Below are 19,034 nucleotides of genomic sequence, written 5' to 3'. Positions count from 1 at the left end.
GGCCCTACGGTGCGGAGGTGCTGCCCAGTTCCTCCGCACCCGCCGGCACGGCCCCGGCCAGCCGCGCCGTGATCACCAGCGTGCCCTCCTCGACCTGATAGTCGAGGGGGAGCCCGAGCCCCCGCATGGCCGCGACCATCGCCGTGTTGGACGCCTGCGTCACGGCGTACACGCTGGAGCAGCCCGCCTCGACGGCCATGCCCACCAGCCGGGCCAGCAACTGCGTGCCCACACCCCGCCGTTGCCACGCGTCCTCGACGATCAGCGCGACCTCCGTCTCGTCCCCGTCCCAGAGCAGGTGACCGAGTCCGACGATCCGGCCGGAGGCCGTCCGCACGGCGAGGGTGCGGCCGTGCCGGGGGCTGAGCAGATGGCCGAGGTAGCGGTCCGCGTCACCGACGGGCCCGTGGTAGCGCAGCCGCAGCGTCCGAGGCGAGCAGCGCTCGTGCATCGCCCGGGCCGCCGGCAAATCTCTCGGGTCGGCCCGCCGCACGGTGATGTCGCTGCCCTCGGCGAGAGTGAGCACGTCGGCGCCCTGCGGCACCCGCGGGCCGAGCCGGGCGTCCAGTTCCACCAGGGCCCTGGCCCGGGCGAACTCGGTCGGGGTGAAGGGCAGGTACGGCCGCTCCACGGTGATCGTCCCGCCCTCCGGGGAGCGCAGCCGCAGCACGGTGCCGTCGAGGGCCCCTTCCACCGGCGCGGTGGCCGGCGCGCGGTCGCCGCCCGCCGGAGCGGGCCGAGAGCGGATCGTGCACCGGCCCAGCAACTGCCGGAGCGCCAGCGGCAGTTCCGCGGCGTCGAGGGCGGTGCGCGCGGCGAGCCCGAGGACCCGGGTCGGCGCGTCGACCAGGTCGTGCGCGTCGGCCCGTTCCAGCCAGGTGTCGGTGCCGCCGGCCGACCGCACGGCCGCGGAGAGGTCCGAGGCGAGCAGCTCGGCCGGGGCCCGCAGCAGGAGTTCGTCCACCGTGCCCTCGGCCAGCGGGTGGGTCTGCAGGCTGATGATGTCCACCCGCTGCGCGGCGAGGGCCGCGCACAGGGCGGCCAGGGACCCCGGTTCGTCCTGCACCGTGGTCCGCATCCGCCACAGGGTGTCCGCCCCCGGCACCTGCTGCGGTGCCGGGGACCCGGTATCACTCGTCGGCGGCGCGTGTCCGTGGCGGCGACTGAAACGCCCGCGGAAGGCCGCCCCGGCCCGCTGCCATGCCGTCGTGGTGCGGGGGTCGTCGTTGCGGTTCGTCGGTTCGTTCGCTTCGCGCGTCATGCACCCACTGTGACGGAACGGTGTTGCGCGGTCGAGAACGGATTGTGACCGGCGGGTAAAGGCGCCATTTTCCCCGTTTTATCGACGATTCAAACGTTGCGCTGTGTACTCACTGACCGACCCGGCCGGGCTGGAGCACCTTCGTGTACAGCACCGTGCCGTCCTGCTCCCGCAGACGCACCGTCAGCTCGCCGCTGTGCCCGTCGATGTCGACCTCGCCGAAGAACTGGTAGCCGCCCGCGGGCGAGACGTTGCCCGTGGCCGGCGCCTTCACGAACACGCGGTCCGGGCCGAAGGTGCCGTCGAGCGCGCTCGCCGGGAAGGCGCCGGCGTTCAACGGGCCCGACACGAACTCCCAGAACGGCGCGAAGTCGGTGAACGCGGCCCGCGACGGCAGGTAGTGCTGGGCGGAGGTGTGGTGCACGTCGGCCGTGAGCCACACGGTGCCGGTGATCCGCCGGTGCGTGACGTGCCGGAGCAGTTCGGCGATCTGCAGCTCCCGGCCCAGCGGCTGACCCGGGTCGCCCTGGGCGACGGCCTCGACGTCCGTCTTCCCGTCCGGCACGACCAGGCCGATCGGCATGTCCGAGGCGATCACCTTCCACACCGCGCGGGAGCGGGACAGCTCGCGCTTGAGCCACTCCAGCTGCTCGCGGCCGAGGATGCCCTGCTCGTCCAGGGGCTGGTCGCCGGGGGAGTTGGCGTTGCGGTGGGTGCGCATGTCCAGGACGAACACGTCCAGCAGCGGGCCGTGGTGCTGCACGCGGTACACCCGTCCGTCCGGCCGGCGCAGGGTGGAGACCGGGAAGTACTCCGAGAACGCCCGGCGGGCGCGGGCGGCCAGCACGTCGACGCGCTTCTCGGTGTAGCGGCCGTCGGTGAGGATCTCACCGGGGTACCAGTTGTTGACGACCTCGTGGTCGTCCCACTGCACGACGGAGGGCACCCGGGCGTTGAAGGCCCGCAGGTTCTCGTCCAGCAGGTTGTAGCGGAAGTTGCCGCGGAACTCGGCGAGCGTCTCGGCGACCTTGGACTTCTCCTCGGTGGTGACGTTTCGCCAGGTCCGGCCGTCGGGCAGGGTCACGGTCTCGGCGATGGGTCCGTCGGCGTAGATGTTGTCGCCGCTGCACAGGAAGAAGTCGGGGTCGAGGGCGGCCATGGCGTTGTAGATGGTGTAGCCGCCCAACTCCGGGTTGATGCCCCAGCCCTGCCCCGCGAGGTCGCCGGACCAGACGAACCGCACGCCGTCGCGGCGCCGGGCGGAGGCGGTCCGGAAGGTGCCGGTGACGGGCTCGCCGGTACGGCGCGGGTCGTCCGGGTCGGCGAGCGAGACCCGGTAGTGGATCTGCTCACCGGAGGGCAGGCCGCGCAGCCGGGTGGTGCCGGTGAAGTCGGTGCCCGGACCGAGCAGCGGGCCGTGCCACCGCCGGGTGTGGCGGAACGACTCGGTGGCGGAGGTCTCCACGATCATCCGGGCGGGCCGGTCGGAGCGCACCCACACCAGCCCCGAGTCGCAGGTCACGTCGCCCGTCTGGACGCCCCAGGCGGCGTTCGGGCGCCCGGACCGCGCGAAGGCGGGGGCGGAGCCGAGCGCCGTGGGCAGGGACAGGGCCGCCGACGCGGCGAGGGTGCCGCGCAGGACGCTGCGCCGGGGGAAGGGACGGTGGGACATGGATGCGCCTCCAGGGACGGGATCCGGCCAGTGTGCAGAGCCACACCTACTGGCACGCCGCAGCGCCCGCACGAACCCCAAGTGAACAACTGATCGCAGGGTGAGGGAACAGGGCGACGTCTTCCTGTCGCCGGCGGGTGTCGGTGTCGGTGTCGGTGGCGGGGTCGCCTGCGGGTGCCGGTGGCGGTCCCGCGGCCGACCCGCCGTCAGCCGGCGAGCGCCTCCGCCATCAGCCGTACGCCTTCGAGGATCCGGGCGGGCGGCACGTGGGCGTAGCCCAGGACCAGCCGTACCTCCTTCGCGCCGTCACCGGCGCCGGGCGCGTGCGCGTACGAGGATAGCGGGCGCACCGCCACCCCGGCCTGCGCCACGCGCGCGAGGAACCGCTCCTCGGGCCCGTAGCGCTGCGGCAGGGTGGCGATCACGTGCAGCCCGGCGGCGATGCCCGAGACCACCGAGCCGGGGAAGTGCGCGTCCAGCGCGGCGACCAGGGCGTCCCGCCGCTCACGGTAGGCCCGCTGACAGCGGCGCAACTGCCGGTCGTAGTCGCCGCGTTCCAGGAACCGGGCGAACAGGGCCTGGTCGAGGGCCGGATGGCCGAGGTCCATGGTGCGCTTGCGCTCCACGACCTCCGGGGTCCAGGACTCCGGTACCAGCAGCCAGCCCAGCCGCAGCCCCGGGGCGAGGGACTTGCTGACCGAGCCGGTGTAGGCCACGCGGTCGGGGTCGAGGCCCTGGAGCGCCCCGACGGGAGCGCGGTCGTAGCGGAAGTCCCCGTCGTAGTCGTCCTCCAGGACGAGTCCGTCCACCGACCGGGCCCAGTCGAGCAGTTCGGCGCGGCGCCGGGCCGAGCAGGCGATCCCGGTGGGGAACTGGTGGGCCGGTGTCGTCACCAGGGACCGTACACCCGAGGCCCGCAGGGGCTCCATGGCGATGCCCTCGCCGTCGACCGGCAGCGGCACGGCCGTGACGCCGGCCGAGCCGTACAGCGCGTCGTGCTGCGGGCTGCCGGGGTCCTCCACCCCGACCCTGCGGATCCCGCGGGCGTGCAGCGCGTGACCGAGCAGGGTCGTCGCCTGGGCGACGCCGGAGACGACGACGATCCGCTCGGGGTCGGCCACCACGCCCCGCCGCCGGGCGAGCAGTTCGGCCAGCGCGGTGCGCAGCCGGGGCAGGCCGCGCGGATCGGGGTAGCCCAGGTCGCTGTGGGGCAGCTCCGCCAGCACCCCGCGCTGCGCGGCGGCCCAGGCCGAGCGGGGGAACAGCGCGAGGTCCGGGGTGCCGGGCACGAAGTCCGCCCGGGTGCCCGCGGACCGGGGGGCGAGGTCGTGCGCCCGGGGCCGCGCGGTCCGGACCGCGTCGCCCACCCAGGTCCCGGCGCCCCGGCCGCTGCGCAGGTAGCCCTCGGCTGCGAGCTGCTCGTACGCCTCCGTGACCAGACCGCGGGAGACCCCCAGGTCCGCGGCGAGGTCCCGGCTCGACGGCAGTCGTGTGCCCGGGGTGAGCCGTCCCGAGCGGACCGCCTCGCGCAGCGCCGCCTGCAGCGCGCGGCCGCGGGTGCGCGCGGGCGCGGAGGCGGCGGGGAGCAGCAGTTCCCAGGCGGCGGACGCGCCGCCCTCGCCCGGCTCGCTGTGCGTCGACCTCATGGAAGGAGACCTTAGAGGCTGCCCCCGCCCCCCGGCGGGGGCCTTCCGCCCTCGGGCGGTCAGCGGCTGCCGTCCAGGACCACCCTGGCCACCAGGGCCGGATCGTCGTTCATCGGGACGTGGCCGCAGCCGGGCAGCCGCACGAGCCGGGCCTGCGGGATGACGGTCTTGGCGCGCACCCCCTGGCGCGGGACCAGCAGCCGGTCCCGGTTGCCCCAGGCGACGGTGACGGGTGTGCCGACGATGTCGTGCGTGAACTGCACGGTACGGCCCGAGCGCAGCGTCTCGGCGAAGCCCTGCGCGCCGGCCAGGGCGCGGGTCTCCGCGACCACGGCCTCGGGGGCGCGGCGCCCCGGGCGCGCGTAGATGCTGCTGGTGAGCAGGGTGCGGCCGAGTGCGGGCCGGGCCAGCCGCTCCACCACGGGCAGCGGCATGCGCCGGGCGATGCCCCGCATGGCCGTCAGCACGGCGAAGGCGTAGCGGCGCTCGGCGTCGTTCCAGAAGCCGGCGGGGGACAGGGCGGTCACGGACCGCACCAGGGAGGCCCGGGCCAGATCGAGGGCCAGGAGACCGCCCAGCGAGTTGCCCGCCACGTGGGGCCGTTCGATGTCCAGCGCGCTGAAGAAGGCCGTCAGCACCGCGCTCATCGTGGGCAGGTCGTGCGCCATGCCGTCCGGCAGCGCCGGCGACTCGCCGCAGCCCGGCAGGTCCACGGCGATCACGTCGCGCTCGGCGGCCAGGGCGGGGACCACCGGGTCCCACGCCTGCCGGTGGTGGCCGATGCCGTGCAGCAGGAGCAACGGATCGCCGCTGCCCCTGCGCGTGTACGACAGGGTCACGGATCGCTCGCCGCGCGCGGTGGCGACGTCGAAGGACACGGTGGCGGACATGGGGTGCTCCTCGGCTGGATGCGCTGACAGACGCCGTAGACAGCTTGTCAGCAATTGCTACCGGTGGGTAGCCCCCGGAAGCCGCCACCTTCACCCCCGGGCGGCACGCTCAACGGGCCGTGCCCACCTCCGGGTTGCACAGGAGCAGGCCCCCCCCCGCCCACCGCACCGGCCGGATCCCGCCGAGGGTGGGCACCGGGTCCGGCGCCACTCGGCCACGGTGTCCGGGAAGGACCGGTTCCGCCTGGACAGGGCGGCGGCCGTGGGCTGGGATGGGATCGTGACGACCGAGACCGCGACCGACGTCTTCGAAGCACACCGGCCCGTCCTGCTGGGCGTCGCCTACCGCATGCTGGGGCGGGTGGCCGACGCGGAGGACGTGGTCCAGGAGGCCTGGCTGCGCTGGTCGGGCGCCGACCGCGGGGGCGTGCGCGAGCCGCGCGGCTACCTCGTGCGGATCACCACCCGCCTCGCCATCGACCGGCTGCGCCAGATCAAGTCACGCGGCGAGACCTACGTCGGGCCCTGGCTGCCCGAGCCGTACGTCACCGACTTCGGCGACACCGTGCCCGACACCGCCGAGCGGGCCGTGCTCGCCGACTCCGTCTCCTTCGCCGTCCTCGTCGTGCTGGAGTCGCTCTCCCCGCTGGAGCGCGCGGTCTTCGTGCTCCGCGAGGCCTTCGGCTTCCCGCACGCCGAGATCGCCGCCATGCTCGACCGGGGCGAACCGGCCGTCCGCCAGCTGGCCGGGCGGGCCCGCAGCCACGTCGAGGAACGGCGGCCACGCTACGAGGTCGACCCCGCCCAGCGCCGCGACCTCACCGAACGGTTCCTCGCCGCGGCGGCCGACGGCGACCTGGAGGGGCTGATGGCCCTGCTCGCCCCGGACGTCCGGCTCGTCGGGGACAGCGGCGGCAAGTCGCGGGCGCCCCTGCGGGTGGTGCACACCGCGGACAAGGTGGGCCGCTTCCTCGTCGGTGCGGCGCGCAAGGGTGTGGAGGACTTCTCGGTCCGCTTCCTGGAGCTCAACGCCGGCCCGGCGGTCCTCGTCCTGTCCGGCGGCAAGCCCGACACGGTCTTCCAGCTCGATGTGGCCGACGGCCGCGTCCAGACCGTCTACGTGGTCCGCAACCCGGACAAGTTGGGGGCGGTGCCCGCCGCCTAGCCGGTGCCGCGCGGCCCGGCGCGCCCTGTGTCAACGCGCCGTGAACGTTCCCGGCATTGGTCTTGACCAAGCATCAGGGCCGCCCTATGGTCGCAGATAAGTGCAACAACCTTTAATAAACAAGGGCGCTTAAACGAAGCCGACCACGGCGATTGCGGAGGACAGGGTGGGGACCACGCAGTTGGAACCGGTGCCGGAGCCGAAGTACTGGCACCTCAAGACCGTGCTCAGCCAAGCCCTCGACTCGGAGTTCGCGGTGGGGGAGATCCTGCCCAACGAGCGCGATCTCGCCGCCCGTTTCGGCGTCGCCCGCGCCACGCTCCGCCAGGCCCTGGAGCAGCTGGAACTGGAAGGCCGGTTGCAGCGCCGCCGCGGTGTCGGCACGACGGTCGCGCCACCCCGCATGGGCGTCTCCCTCGGCACCGGCCCGCACACCTGGCCCGGCGGCCCCGAGGACGCCTGGCAGCCGGTGGACTGCACGGCCGCCGTACCGCCCGCCGCGATCGCCGGGACGCTGGAGACCCGTGACGACGAGCAGGTGCACGTCGTGCGCCGTTTCCGCGTCTCCCACGGCCGCCCGGTCGCGGCCGAACTGCTCTACATCCCCCGGGCCTCGGTGCCCGAGCTCTCCGGCATCGACGCGCCCTCGGGCACCGCACGCGCGCGAGCGGTGCTGCGCGAGCTGCAGCGCCTGGAGCTGGACCGGCAGGAGAACGCGGTGGAGCTCGGTTCGGCCGGGGCCGACGACGCCCGCGAGCTGGACCGGCTGCCCGGAGCGCCCGTGCTGGTGGTGACGACGCGGTTCGTCACGGCGGGGCGCACGGCCGCGCTGTCCGTCGCGACGTACCGGGCGGACACCTGCCGGCTGACCTTCGGCGACGCGGGGCGCGTGGAGATCCACGACGGCCCGCAGCGCCAGGCCAGCTGACGCCGCACCCCCGGGTCCGGCCCGTCCGGCCCCGGGCCCTCAGCGGCGCGGCGTGGTCGTGCCCTCCACGCTGAACAGCTGCTCCTCCACATGGTCCAGGGCGAGCCGCAGCGCTCCCGTCGCCACCGCCGCGTCACCGAGCCGGGACAGGGTCACCTGCGGCGGACGCAGGCAGTACCGGGCCAGTTCCCGGCGCAGGGGGTCCAGCACACCGTCCAGGCCCGCCGCCCAGCCGCCGATCACGACCAGCTCGGGATCGAGGGCCAGGACCAGGGCCGCCACGTCGTGGACCAGGCGCTGAAGGTAGCGGTCGACGGCCGCCCGGGCCCGCTGGTCCCCCTCGCGGGCCTGGGCGAAGACCCCGGCGACCGCCTGCTCGTCCAGCGGGGGCAGCGGCTCGTCGGTGGTCGACAGCAGCGTCTCGGGGGTCACCTCCCGGCCCAGCAGGTGCAGTGCGCCGATCTCCCCGGCGGCCCCGCCGTAGCCGCGGTGCAGCCGTCCCCCGATCAGGGAACCGGCGCCCGGGCTGAGACCGGCCAGCACGAACACCACGTCGTCCGTCTCGGCCGCCGCGCCCTTCCAGTGCTCGGCCACGGCCGCCGCGTTCGCGTCGTTCTCGACCAGCACCGGGCACTTGAAGGACCGGCTCAGCCGTTCGCCCAGCCGCAGGCCCGTCCACCCCGGCAGCGCCGTGCCCAGCCGCACCGTGCCGTCCGCGTCGACGATCCCGGGCGTCGCCACCCCCACCGCCCGCAGCGAGCCGCGGGCCACCCCGGCCCGGCGCAGCAGCTCGGCGACCGCGCCCCGCAGCCGCTCCAGCCGCTCGTCGGCCCCCGCGGTCTCGGGCACGTCCCGCGCCTGGGAGCCGATCACCCGGCCGTCCAGGTCCGCCAGCAGCGCCGCCACCCGGCGTGCGCCGATCTCCAGCCCGAGCAGGTGCCCGGCCTCCGCCCGGAACCGGAACCGCCGCGCGGGCCGTCCCTGCCGCCGCGCGGCGCCCTCCTCCGCAGCCTTCTCCACGACGAGCCCGGCCTCGATCAGGCCCTCCACGACACCCTCGACGGTCGGCCTGGACAGCCCCGTCACCCGGGTGATCTCGGTCAGCGTCGCGCAGTCCGTGGCACGCAACGCGTGCAGCACCACCGCGGAGTTGATCCTGCGCAGCAGCGAGGGATCCCCGCCGGTCAGCCGCCCCACCGTCCGTCCTCCCAGGTCGTGCGCGTGTTGGCCGGATCGTACTTGCCCCGGCCCGCCCCGGCGAGGGCCGGGCACCAGGACGGGTCCGTCAGCCCGGCGCGACGAACCCCGACTCGTGGGCGGCGATCACCGCCTGCGTGCGGTCCCGCATGCGGGTCAGGCCGGTCATACGGATCATGCGGGTCATGCGGGTCATGGTCGCAGCCGTTCACCCGGACCACCGGCCGGTTCCGGTCCGGGCGGGAAGTCACCGGCCGAACCGGCCGGTTCGGCGGCGGACGGCGGGCCGGCCGGTTGACGCACCGCCAACTGTCAGTGGTGGCGGGTTTACTGGAGCCATGGACATCGCACGGCACATCGCCGTCGTCGACGAGCTGTGCCACCGCCCCTTTCCGGCGGAGCACGGCCCGTCGGACGTCGGCGTGTCGGGACCCGGTCACCACACGGCGGTGCTGGCGACGGCGGAGGAGGACGATCCGGCGCTGCGGGCGGAGACGGTCGACCGGTTCGAGAAGGACCGCGACGCCGTCCACGAGGTGCTGGCCTCCCGCTGGGGCGACGCGGACCCGTACAACCTGCTCACCGTCCTGCTCCGCACCGAGCGCGAGGAGATACCCCGGCCCTGGGCCGAGCTGAGTCAGCGGGCGAGCGTGGCCCACCTGTGGCAGGTGGGGGGCACCGGCCGCTGGGTCGCCGTGGCGGTCGCCGATCGCGACCCGGCGGACGCGGTCCGGCTGCTCGCGCTCGTCACGGAGACGGATCCCCCGTAGCGTCCGGGAGTTCGGCGGCCTCCCGCAGCAGGGCGAACTCCCGCGCCATCGTCTCCAGCGTCCAGTGCGCGTTCAGCCCGCTCGGATTGGGCAGCACCCACACGCGCGTATCGCCGATCAGGAGCGACTGGGGTCCCACCCGGGCCTTGCGGTCGTCGAACGCCGCGCGGTACGCGGTCACGCCCACCACGGCCAGCCAGCGCGGCCGCAGCCGCTCCACCTTCCGGGCGAGCAGCCGCCCGCCCTCCCGGTACTCCTCGGCGCTCAGCTCGTCGGCCCGGGCGGACGCCCGCGCCACGACGTTGGTGATGCCGAGCCCGTACGTGGGCAACTCCCCCTGCTCGGACGGCTTCAGCAGCCTCGGCGTGAAGCCGGAGCGGTGCAGCGCGGGCCAGAACCGGTTGCCGGGACGGGCGAAGTGGTGGCCCGTCGCGGCGGTCATCAGGCCCGGGTTGATCCCGCAGAACAGCACGTGCAGGCCTTCCGCGACCACGTCGGGCACGACGCGGTCGCGGGCGGCCTGAAGTTCCTCGGGGGTGAGACGCGGCATCAGCGGCGGCGCGTCACAGGATCGCGCCGGGGGTGTAGCCGGCGGCCCGCGGGTGCTGCTTGACGATCTCCTCGACCCGGGCGACGACGGTGGCGACCTGGTCGCCCGCGGCGCCGGTGAAGGACAGCTTGTCCGCCATCAGGGCGTCCAGCCGCTCGCGGTCCAGCGGGATGCGTTCGTCGGCGGCCAGCTTGTCGAGCAGCTCGTTGCGCTCGGCGCCCTGCTCCCGCATCGCGAGCGCGGAGGCCACGGCGTTCTCCTTGATCGCCTCGTGGGCGAGCTCCCGGCCCACGCCCGCGCGCACGGCGCCCATGAGCACCTTGGTCGTGGCGAGGAACGGCAGGTAGCGGTCCAGCTCCCGGGCGACGACCGCCGGGAACGCGCCGAACTCGTCCAGCACGGTCAGGAACGTCTCCAGCAGGCCGTCCAGCGCGAAGAACGCGTCCGGCAGCGCCACCCGGCGCACCACCGAGCAGGACACGTCGCCCTCGTTCCACTGGTCGCCCGCCAGCTCGCCGGTCATCGAGGCGTAGCCGCGCAGGATCACCATCAGGCCGTTGACGCGCTCGCAGGAGCGGGTGTTCATCTTGTGCGGCATCGCCGAGGAGCCGACCTGGCCGGGCTTGAAGCCCTCGGTGACCAGCTCGTGCCCGGCCATCAGCCGGATCGTCTTCGCCAGCGAGGACGGCGCCGCCGCCAGCTGCACCAGCGCGGTGACGACCTCGTAGTCCAGGGAGCGCGGGTAGACCTGGCCGACCGAGGTGAACGCCTGCGAGAAGCCCAGGTGCGCGGCGATGCGCTGCTCCAGCTCGGCGAGCTTCGCGGCGTCCCCGCCCAGCAGGTCCAGCATGTCCTGGGCGGTGCCGACCGGGCCCTTGATGCCGCGCAGCGGGTAGCGCCCGAGGAGTTCCTCGACCCGGCCGTACGCGACGAGCAGCTCGTCGGCCGCGGTCGCGAAGCGCTTGCCGAGGGTGGTGGCCTGCGCGGCCACGTTGTGCGAGCGGCCGGCCATGACCAGCTCGCCGTACTCGCCGGCCAGCTTGCCCAGGCGGGCCAGGACGGCCACCGTGCGGTCGCGGACCAGCTCCAGGGAGAGCCGGATCTGCAACTGCTCGACGTTCTCGGTCAGGTCGCGGGAGGTCATGCCCTTGTGCACGTGCTCGTGCCCGGCGAGGTCGTTGAACTCCTCGATCCGCGCCTTCACGTCGTGCCGGGTGACCTTCTCGCGCTCGGCGATGGAGGCCAGGTCGACGGTGTCGAGCACCCGCTCGTAGTCGGCGAGCGCCGCGTCCGGCACCTCGATCCCGAGGTCCTTCTGGGCGCGCAGCACGGCGAGCCAGAGCTGCCGCTCCAGCCTCACCTTCTGCTCGGGCGACCAGAGCGTGGCGAGCTCGGCCGAGGCGTAGCGTCCGGCGAGGACGTTCGGGATGCGGGGCTTGGCGGGAGCGGAAGTCACGTGGACGGATTCTACTGGCGATTCGTGCAGGCCAGCGCCACGGGTGGCTTCGTCGGAACCTACGAGATCCGCGCCACAGCACTCGGCCGTGCGGCGGCGGCCGGTCCTGCGCGGTCCGGACGACAGGTCCTAGGCCAGTTCCTCGAACGGCAGCAGGTCCGGCCGCTTCGGGGGCAGACCGTCGCCCGAGGAGCGCCCCGTGAGGCGGCGGCCGATCCAGGGGAGCAGGTGCTGGCGCGCGAAGCGCACGTCCGTGACCCGGCGCGTGATCCAGCCCGGCGGCAGCGTGGCCGGCATCGGCGTGTGCCAGTCGGCGTCCTCCGGGTCGTGGCCCAGCGCCTGCCACACGGCCTCCGCGACCCGGCGGTGGCCCTCGGCCGTCAGGTGCAGCCGGTCCACGTCCCACAGGCGCGGATCGCTCAGCGAGGGCGCGCCGTACAGGTCGACGACGAGCGCGCCGTGCCGCGCGGCCAGGTCGTCGACGCAGGCGAACAGCTCCTCCATGCGCGGGCGGAACCGCTCCAGTACGGGCCCCTGCCGGCCCGGGCTGCGCATCAGCACGAGCTGCTTGCAGGAGGGGGCCAGCTTCTCCACGGCCTCCTCCAGCAGCCCGCGCACCCGGCCCATGTCGCACTTGGGCCGCAGGGTGTCGTTGAGGCCGCCGACCAGGGTCACGACGTCGGCCTGCATGGCGGCCGCGACGTCCACCTGCTCCTCGACGATCTGCCGGATCAGCTTGCCGCGCACCGCCAGGTTGGCGTACCGGAAGCCGGGTGTGCGGGTCGCCATCCGGGCGGCGAGCAGGTCGGCCCAGCCCCGGTAGGTGCCGTCGGGCATCAGGTCCGACATGCCCTCGGTGAAGGAGTCGCCGAGGGCGACCAGGCTGCTGTAGGTGGGGTTCGTCTGCATGGCGACGGAAAGGGTATCCCGTGCACATACCCAGCAGTCGGTCGGCCTCCGTCCGGGCCCCGCACCGGCCCCCTCACGGCACCCGGGGCCGTCCCGTCACGCCCGCTGCCCGAACAGCTCCCGCAGCACGTCCTCCATCGTCACCAGCCCCGCCAGCCTTCCGTCGGCGCCGAGGACGGCCGCGAGGTGCGTCCGGCTGCCCCGCATGGCCGTCAGGACGTCGTCCATGGGGGTCGCCTCCCGGACCCGCGCGATGGACCGCATGTCCCGCAACCGGAACGGCACGTCCCGCCCCACCGCCTCCAGGGCGTCCTTCACGTGCAGGTAGCCCACGATCCGCCGCCCCTCGTCCACCACCGGGAACCGGGAGAACCCGGACTCGGCCGACAGCCGCTCCAGCCCCTCGGGCGTGATGCCCACGCTCGCGTACACCACGCGCTCCAGCGGCATCACCACGTCGCGCACCGGCCGCCGCCCCAGTTCCAGCGCGTCGCGCAACCGCTCCTGGGCGCGGTCGTCGATGAGCCCCGCCTCGCCGGAGTCCTTCACGATCTGCGCGATCTCCGCATCCGAGTAGGAGGCCGCGACCTCCTCGCGGGCCTCCACCCGCAACAGCTTCAGCAGCGCGTTCGCGAAGGCGTTCACCGTGAAGATCACCGGGCGCAGCGCCCGGGACAGCGCCACCAGGGGCGGACCGAGCGCGAGCGCGCTGCGCACCGGCTCGGCGAGGGCGATGTTCTTCGGCACCATCTCGCCGAGCAGCATGTGCAGATACGTCGCCAGGGCCAGCGCGATCACGAAGGACACCGCGTGCCCCGCCCCCTCCGGGACGCCGACCGCGTGGAACACCGGCTCCAGCAGGTGCGCGATCGCCGGCTCGGCGACCACGCCCAGCACCAGCGTGCACAGCGTGATGCCCAGCTGCGCGGCCGCCATCAGCGCGGACACGTGCTCCAGGCCCCACAGCACGCTCTTGGCGCGCCGGTCGCCCTGGTCGGCGTGCGGCTCGATCTGGCTGCGGCGCACCGAGATCAGCGCGAACTCGGCCCCGACGAAGAACGCGTTGACGACGAGCGTCGCCAGACCGATCAGCAACTGCACGGCGGTCACAGCTCCGCCCCCTTCTCCTCGGGCTTCTCGTCCAGGGGTGCGCGCAGCATGACCCGGGCCGCCCGGCGGCCGGTGGCGTCGAGGACCTCCAGCCGCCAGCCCGCGACCTCGAGCGTGTCACCGGGGGCCGGTATCCGCCCCAGGGTGGCGGCCACCAGTCCGGCCAGCGTCTCGTACGGTCCCTCCGGTGCGCGCAGGCCGACGCGCTGGAGATGGTCCACGCGGGCGGCGCCGTCGGCCGCGTACAGGGCGTGGCCGCCCTCGTCCGTCCCGGCGGGGGCGAGGTCCGGCGTCTCGTGCGGGTCGTGCTCGTCGCGCACCTCGCCGACGACCTCCTCGACGATGTCCTCCAGCGTCGCCACGCCCGCCGTGCCGCCGTACTCGTCGATCACCACGGCCATCGTGCGCCTGCCGGAGAGCCGGTCCAGCAGCCGGTCGACGGTGAGGCTCTCCGGCACCAGCAGCGGCTCGCGCATCAGCTCGGAGACGTGGATCCGGGTGCGGCGCTCCGCGGGCACCGCCAGCACGTCCTTGACGTGGGCCGTGCCGACGACCGAGTCGAGGGTGCCCCGGTAGACCGGGAAGCGGGACAGTCCGGTGGCGCGGGTCGCGTTCGCCACGTCCTCCAGGGTCGCCTGCACCTCCAGCGCGACGACCTGCACCCGCGGCGTCATCACGTTCTCGGCGGTCAGGTCGGCGAGGTTCAGGGTCCGCACGAACAGCTCGGCGGTGTCCGGCTCCAGGACACCCTCCTTGGCGGAGTGCCGGGCGAGGGCCGCCAGTTCCTGCGGCCCGCGCGCCGAGGCCAGCTCCTCGGCGGGCTCCACGCCGATGCGCCGCACGACCCAGTTCGCGGTGTTGTTCAGGTGGGTGATGAACGGCCGGAACACGGCGCTGAACCCGCGCTGGGCGTTGCCGACCGTCTTGGCCACCGCCAGCGGCGAGGAGATCGCCCAGTTCTTGGGCACCAGTTCGCCCACCACCATCAGGAACACCGTCGACAGGGCCGTGCCGATGACCAGCGCCACGCTGCGCGAGGCCGACCGGGAGACGCCGAGGTCCTCCAGCGGCCCGGCGATCAGGGCGGCGATGGACGGCTCGGCGAGCATGCCGACCACCAGGTTCGTGACGGTGATGCCCAGCTGGGCCCCCGACAGCTGGAAGGTCAGGTTCCGTACGGCCTTCAGCGCGCCCTGAGCGCCGCGCTCGCCGCGCTCCACGGCCCGCTCCAGTTCGGCGCGCTCGACCGTGGTCAGGGAGAACTCGGCGGCCACGAAGGCGCCGCAGGCCAGCGACAGCAGGATGGCCGCGAGGAGCAGGAGCACTTCGGTCATCGGTTCACCCCCGTTCCATGGTTCTCCAGGACGGCGGGGTACGCGCGGGGAGGATCGCCCATGGGCGGACGCTCACGACCTTTCATGCAGAACCGAGTGGCCCGACAAGAGTAAAGGATGTGCAAAGTCCTTCGGAGGTGTTCAGACGGACGCGTCGGTGAGGGGCTTCACCCAGCGCCGCCACTGCTCCTCGGCCGCGTAGCCGGCGGCCTCCCACGCGCGCTGCGCGGTCCCGTTGCGGGTCAGCACCATCGCGTCGGCCCGCCGCCCGCCGAGCGCCGCGAACCGTTCCTCGGCGGCGGCGAGCAGCGCCCTCGCCACGCCCCGGCGGCGGTGGCCGGGATGCACGGCCAGCCGGTACAGGTGGCACCGCCAGCCGTCGAAGCCCGCGATCACCGTGCCGGCCGTGTCGCCACCGCTCTCGGCCAGGAGCAGCGCCCCGGGGTCGCGTGCCAGGAGACGCTCCACGCCCTGGCGGTCGTCACTGATGCTCGTCCCCTCGGCGGCGACCTTCCAGAAGGCCAGGACCGAGTCGAGGTCGTCCGGGGTCGCTGCCCTGATGCGCACGTCGTCCATGCCGACGATCACACCAGGGACGGCCCTCGCGGACAGACGGTTCCACGATGCGGACAGCCCTCCCTCCGGTCCCGGCACGGTCACGCCACCGGCACGCCGCCGGTCAGTCGTGCGCGATCGCGGCCAGGACGTTCATCCGCGAGGCGCGCAGGGCCGGCAGCAGGGCCGCCACCACGCCGATCACCGCCGAACCGGCCACCACCGCCACGACCGTGAGCCACGGGATCGCGAGGGCCGTCATGCCCTGCAGGGCCAGCACCTCGTGGGTGCACACGCCCCACACCAGCCCCAGCGCCAGACCCAGCACGGCACCGAACACCGCGATCACCACCGACTCCAGCCGGATCATGCGCCGCAGTTGGCGGCGGGCCAGCCCGATCGCCCGCAGCAGCCCGATCTCCCGGGTGCGCTCGACGACCGACAGGGCCAGCGTGTTGACCACCCCCAGCACCGCGATGATGATCGCCAGCCCCAGCAGCGCGTACACGAGGTACAGCAGCACGGCGATCTGGTCGCGGACCAGCTGCTTGTAGTCGGCCAGGTCGCGCACCTGCACCTGGGGATAGGGGTCGAGGACCTCCTCCAGGTTCGCGCGCAGCTCGTCGTCGCCGGTGCCCGGGGCGGCGTTGACGTACAGCGCGGAGTCCTGGCCGCCCGGGGCGTACCGCTGGAGCGTGCCGAGGCCGAAGTAGAGCCCGCCCTGCGTGCCGAAGCCCTCGGCGGTGTCCTGGACCGTGAGCGCGCCGACCGTCAGCTCCGCCCGGCGCCCGCCCTGGAACTCCACCGGCAGGGTGCTGCCGGCCCGTACGCCGTGCTCGCGGGCGAAGTCACGGTCCATGGCCAGGTGGCCGGGGGCGAGCGCGGTGGCCGAGTCGCCCTGGGTGTAGGTGATGTCGGCGACCTCGTCGAGCCGGGGGTCGTAGCCCGCCGCCGTGGTCTCCACGCGGTCGCCGTCGGGGAGCCGCACCGCGACCGGGGCGAACCGCCCGCGCACCACCAGGCCGACGCCCTCCGTGCCCCGCACGGCGTCGGTGACCTCCCTCGGGAACGGCAGGAAGTTGGTGTTCTGCACGACGAAGTCGGCCCCCAGCGTCCTGTCGATCTGCCGGTCGAACGAGGCCGTCATCGACTCGCTGGCCACCGACATCCCGCCGACCAGGGCGAGACCCACCATCAGGGCGGCCGCCGTGGCACCGGTGCGCCGGGGATTGCGCAGGGCGTTGCGCTGGCTCATCCGGCCGATCGGACCGAACAGGGCGGGGAACGCGCCGCCCAGCACGCGAATCACCGGGCGGACCAGCAGCGGCCCGGCGATCACGGTCGCGATCAGGCTCAGCACCACCCCCAGGCCCAGCAGCGACGCCGCCGGCGCCGTCCGGTCCGCCACCGCACAGCCCGCGAGCGCCGCCGCCCCGGCCGCCCCGACCAGGGCGCCCGCGACCGCCCGCACCCGCAGCGGCCGGCCCACGCCGGCGACCTCGGCGTCCGACAGCGCCGCCATCGGCGAGACGTTCGCGGCCCGGCGCGCCGGCAGGTACGCGGCGACGAAGGTGACCGCGAGGCCCACGACGTACGCCGACACCGGCGTCACCCAGCCGATCTGCATCTCACCGGCGCCGATGCTCGTGCCCAGCAGCCCCATCAGCGCGATCAGGCCGGCCGCGAGCCCGATGCCCGCGGCGAGCCCCGCCGTGGAGCCGGCCAGGCCGAGCAGCAGCGCCTCGGTGAGCACGGACCGGCGGACCTGGCGCCGGTCGGCCCCCAGGGCCCGCAGCAGCCCCAGCTCCCGGGTGCGCTGGGCGATGAGCATGCTGAAGGTGTTGACGATCAGGAAGACGCCCACCAGGACGGCCACCCCGGCGAAGCCCAGCATCACGTACTTGATGACGTCGAGGAACCCGCCCAGCTTCTGGACGTCGGACTTCGCCTGCTCCCCGGCCGTCCTGATGTCGTAGCCCCGCGAGCCGAGCGCGGCGACGACCCGCTGCTCGAGCTGCTCGTCGCCGACTCCGGCCGCCGCGTCGACGGAGATGCTCGTCGCGAGTCCCGGCCGCCCCAGCAGCCTCGTCTGCGCGGTCGGGGTGTCGAAGTAGAACAGGGCGGCACCGGCGTTGGCGGTGGTGAAACCGGCGATCCCGACCACCCGGGCCTCGAACGAACCCGGGGGCGCGATCACGGTGAGGGTGTCGCCGACGCGCACGTGCTTGCGGCGCGCTGTCTCCTCGTCCACCAGCACCTGGCCGGGACCGCGCGGGGCGTGGCCGGAGGCCAGTTCCACCCGGCTGTGCTCGCCCGGGTTCCAGGCGTTGCCCAGCGCGGGCGCGCCCGTGGTCGGGCTCACCGCTCGCCTCTCGCGGTCGACGACCGTGAGGCCGGAGACCTCGACGTCGGCCCGGGCCGCGGCGACCCCGTCGATCCGGCGCACGCGTGCGGCGAGCGACGCCGGCAGGGTGGCCGTCCGCCCCGAGGGCACCGCCTCGTCGAGGTCCTCCTGCGGGCTGACCGTGACATCGGCCGCGGTGGAGGCGAACAGGCGGTCGAAGGTGTGGCTGACGGTGTCCGAGAAGATCAGGCTGCCCACGACGAATGCGACGGACAGCACGACGGCGAGCGCCGAGAGCAGCAGCCGCCCCTTGTGGGCCAGGAAGCTCCTCAGGGTCGCCTTGAGCACGGTGTCAGTTCTCCGCACCCGTCGCCGGGCCGTCCCCGGACCGGGAGCGGATCACGTCGAACTGCTTCATCCGCTCCAGCACGGCGTCCGCCGTGGGCCGGGGCATCTCGTCCACGATCCGGCCGTCACCGAGGAAGAGCACGAGGTCCGCGTGGGCGGCGGCCCCCGGGTCGTGGGTCACCATGACGACGGTCTGCCCCAGCCGGTCCACCGCCTCCCGCAGGAACCCCAGCACCTCCAGGCCGGCCCGGGAGTCGAGGTTGCCCGTCGGTTCGTCCGCGAAGATCAGCTCCGGCCGGGACGCCAGGGCCCGCGCACACGCCACGCGCTGCTGCTGCCCGCCCGAGAGCTGGGCCGGCCGGTGCCGCAGCCGGTCGCGCAGGCCGAGGGTGTCGATCACCCGGTCCAGCCACTCCTCGTCGGCCTTCTTGCCCGCGATGTCCATGGGCAGGGTGATGTTCTCGCGCGCGTTCAGGGTGGGGATGAGGTTGAACGACTGGAACATGAACCCGATGCGGTCCCGGCGCAGCCGCGTGAGGTCACGCTCCTTCAGCCCGGTGATCTCCGTGTCGCCGAGCCAGACCTGGCCGGCCGAGACCGTGTCGAGCCCGGCCAGGCAGTGCATCAGCGTGGACTTGCCCGAGCCCGAGGGACCCATGACCGCGGTGAACCGGCCGCGGACGATGTCCACGTCCACCGAGTCCAGCGCCAGCACGGCCGTCTCGCCGGAGCCGTATGCCTTGGTCAGGTCGCGGGCGCGGGCTGCGATCCCGTCGGCCGGCGCGAGGCCGGGAGCGTGCTCGGCAGCAGGTGTGGACACGGCGCCTCCTCCGGTGACACGGGCACGTCCCCGCCGAGGGTAATGTGACCCGCCCCACACCCGAAACACCCGAGGGCCC

16 protein-coding genes are annotated in these 19,034 nt (G+C 74.1%); 3 read left to right on the top strand and 13 right to left on the bottom strand.

The features are described 5' to 3' along the window. Positions 1–4 precede the first annotated feature (4 nt). The 4 genes from ACH4C6_RS12965 to ACH4C6_RS12950 form a co-directional block, all read right to left on the bottom strand. Positions 5–1,261, bottom strand: coding sequence for a GNAT family N-acetyltransferase (locus ACH4C6_RS12965; protein WP_398108612.1), 1,257 nt, complete (start codon positions 1,259–1,261; stop codon positions 5–7). 109 nt (positions 1,262–1,370) lie between these two features. Beyond that, positions 1,371–2,933: an alkaline phosphatase D family protein gene (locus ACH4C6_RS12960; RefSeq protein WP_398108611.1), complete on the bottom strand. Its 1,563-nt coding sequence runs from the start codon at positions 2,931–2,933 to the stop codon at positions 1,371–1,373. Between the two features lie 206 nt (positions 2,934–3,139). Then, positions 3,140–4,579 carry a PLP-dependent aminotransferase family protein gene (locus tag ACH4C6_RS12955; RefSeq protein ID WP_398108610.1) on the bottom strand — a complete coding sequence of 480 codons (1,440 nt, stop codon included), beginning with the start codon at positions 4,577–4,579 and terminating at the stop codon, positions 3,140–3,142. 59 nt (positions 4,580–4,638) lie between these two features. Continuing rightward, a complete protein-coding gene (locus ACH4C6_RS12950) occupies positions 4,639–5,469 on the bottom strand; it encodes an alpha/beta fold hydrolase (RefSeq protein WP_398108609.1) in 831 nt (276 codons plus the stop codon). Between the two features lie 280 nt (positions 5,470–5,749). Between ACH4C6_RS12950 and ACH4C6_RS12945 the strand changes: the two genes are divergently transcribed. After that, positions 5,750–6,634 carry an RNA polymerase sigma-70 factor gene (locus tag ACH4C6_RS12945; protein ID WP_398108608.1) on the top strand — a complete coding sequence of 295 codons (885 nt, stop codon included), beginning with the start codon at positions 5,750–5,752 and terminating at the stop codon, positions 6,632–6,634. A gap of 166 nt (positions 6,635–6,800) precedes the next feature. Continuing rightward, positions 6,801–7,562 carry a GntR family transcriptional regulator gene (locus tag ACH4C6_RS12940; RefSeq protein ID WP_398108607.1) on the top strand — a complete coding sequence of 254 codons (762 nt, stop codon included), beginning with the start codon at positions 6,801–6,803 and terminating at the stop codon, positions 7,560–7,562. A gap of 39 nt (positions 7,563–7,601) precedes the next feature. Here the strand turns inward: ACH4C6_RS12940 and ACH4C6_RS12935 are convergent, their stop codons facing one another. Next, the gene (locus ACH4C6_RS12935; RefSeq protein WP_398108606.1) at positions 7,602–8,759 is read right to left on the bottom strand and encodes an ROK family transcriptional regulator; all 1,158 of its coding nucleotides are present in this window, start codon (positions 8,757–8,759) and stop codon (positions 7,602–7,604) included. Between the two features lie 338 nt (positions 8,760–9,097). On the opposite strand from ACH4C6_RS12935, the gene ACH4C6_RS12930 reads away from it, so the two are divergent. Then, entirely contained in the window at positions 9,098–9,529 is a 432-nt protein-coding gene (locus ACH4C6_RS12930) for a hypothetical protein (RefSeq protein ID WP_398108605.1), read from the top strand. On the opposite strand, the gene mug is transcribed toward ACH4C6_RS12930, so the two are convergent. The 8 genes from mug to ACH4C6_RS12890 all read right to left on the bottom strand — a co-directional run bounded on the left by mug (position 9,507) and on the right by ACH4C6_RS12890 (position 18,955). After that, the gene (mug, locus tag ACH4C6_RS12925) at positions 9,507–10,079 is read right to left on the bottom strand and encodes a G/U mismatch-specific DNA glycosylase (RefSeq protein WP_398108604.1); all 573 of its coding nucleotides are present in this window, start codon (positions 10,077–10,079) and stop codon (positions 9,507–9,509) included. The two genes, ACH4C6_RS12930 and mug, sit on opposite strands and share 23 nt — an antisense overlap. 13 nt (positions 10,080–10,092) lie before the next feature. Continuing rightward, the gene (purB, locus tag ACH4C6_RS12920; RefSeq protein ID WP_398108603.1) at positions 10,093–11,535 is read right to left on the bottom strand and encodes an adenylosuccinate lyase; all 1,443 of its coding nucleotides are present in this window, start codon (positions 11,533–11,535) and stop codon (positions 10,093–10,095) included. Between the two features lie 129 nt (positions 11,536–11,664). Further along, entirely contained in the window at positions 11,665–12,444 is a 780-nt protein-coding gene (locus tag ACH4C6_RS12915) for an SGNH/GDSL hydrolase family protein (RefSeq protein ID WP_398108602.1), read from the bottom strand. A 96-nt stretch (positions 12,445–12,540) separates the two neighbouring features. Further along, positions 12,541–13,554, bottom strand: a complete 1,014-nt coding sequence (locus tag ACH4C6_RS12910; protein ID WP_398108601.1) for a hemolysin family protein — start codon at positions 13,552–13,554, stop codon at positions 12,541–12,543. Next, positions 13,551–14,888 carry a hemolysin family protein gene (locus ACH4C6_RS12905; protein ID WP_398108600.1) on the bottom strand — a complete coding sequence of 446 codons (1,338 nt, stop codon included), beginning with the start codon at positions 14,886–14,888 and terminating at the stop codon, positions 13,551–13,553. The genes ACH4C6_RS12910 and ACH4C6_RS12905 overlap by 4 nt, the downstream gene beginning before the upstream one ends. 141 nt (positions 14,889–15,029) lie before the next feature. After that, positions 15,030–15,464, bottom strand: a complete 435-nt coding sequence (locus tag ACH4C6_RS12900; protein WP_398108599.1) for a GNAT family N-acetyltransferase — start codon at positions 15,462–15,464, stop codon at positions 15,030–15,032. A gap of 103 nt (positions 15,465–15,567) precedes the next feature. Then, positions 15,568–18,135 carry an ABC transporter permease gene (locus ACH4C6_RS12895; protein ID WP_398108598.1) on the bottom strand — a complete coding sequence of 856 codons (2,568 nt, stop codon included), beginning with the start codon at positions 18,133–18,135 and terminating at the stop codon, positions 15,568–15,570. A 4-nt stretch (positions 18,136–18,139) separates the two neighbouring features. Then, the gene (locus ACH4C6_RS12890; RefSeq protein WP_398108597.1) at positions 18,140–18,955 is read right to left on the bottom strand and encodes an ABC transporter ATP-binding protein; all 816 of its coding nucleotides are present in this window, start codon (positions 18,953–18,955) and stop codon (positions 18,140–18,142) included. Positions 18,956–19,034: the final 79 nt, after the last annotated feature.

The sequence above is a fragment of the Streptomyces sp. NPDC017943 genome (genome assembly GCF_044328425.1).
GTDB classification, from domain to species: domain Bacteria; phylum Actinomycetota; class Actinomycetes; order Streptomycetales; family Streptomycetaceae; genus Streptomyces; species Streptomyces djakartensis_A.
This window is presented reverse-complemented; position numbering and strand designations above follow the sequence as displayed.

Coding starts and splice junctions, on each gene's coding strand:
- mug (WP_398108604.1), bottom strand. CDS start 10,079: ATGCCGCGTCTCACCCCCGAGGAACTTCAGGCCGCCCGCGACCGCGTC.
- ACH4C6_RS12930 (WP_398108605.1), top strand. CDS start 9,098: ATGGACATCGCACGGCACATCGCCGTCGTCGACGAGCTGTGCCACCGC.
- ACH4C6_RS12950 (WP_398108609.1), bottom strand. CDS start 5,469: ATGTCCGCCACCGTGTCCTTCGACGTCGCCACCGCGCGCGGCGAGCGA.
- ACH4C6_RS12965 (WP_398108612.1), bottom strand. CDS start 1,261: ATGACGCGCGAAGCGAACGAACCGACGAACCGCAACGACGACCCCCGC.
- ACH4C6_RS12955 (WP_398108610.1), bottom strand. CDS start 4,579: ATGAGGTCGACGCACAGCGAGCCGGGCGAGGGCGGCGCGTCCGCCGCC.
- ACH4C6_RS12960 (WP_398108611.1), bottom strand. CDS start 2,933: ATGTCCCACCGTCCCTTCCCCCGGCGCAGCGTCCTGCGCGGCACCCTC.
- ACH4C6_RS12915 (WP_398108602.1), bottom strand. CDS start 12,444: ATGCAGACGAACCCCACCTACAGCAGCCTGGTCGCCCTCGGCGACTCC.
- ACH4C6_RS12905 (WP_398108600.1), bottom strand. CDS start 14,888: ATGACCGAAGTGCTCCTGCTCCTCGCGGCCATCCTGCTGTCGCTGGCC.
- ACH4C6_RS12900 (WP_398108599.1), bottom strand. CDS start 15,464: ATGGACGACGTGCGCATCAGGGCAGCGACCCCGGACGACCTCGACTCG.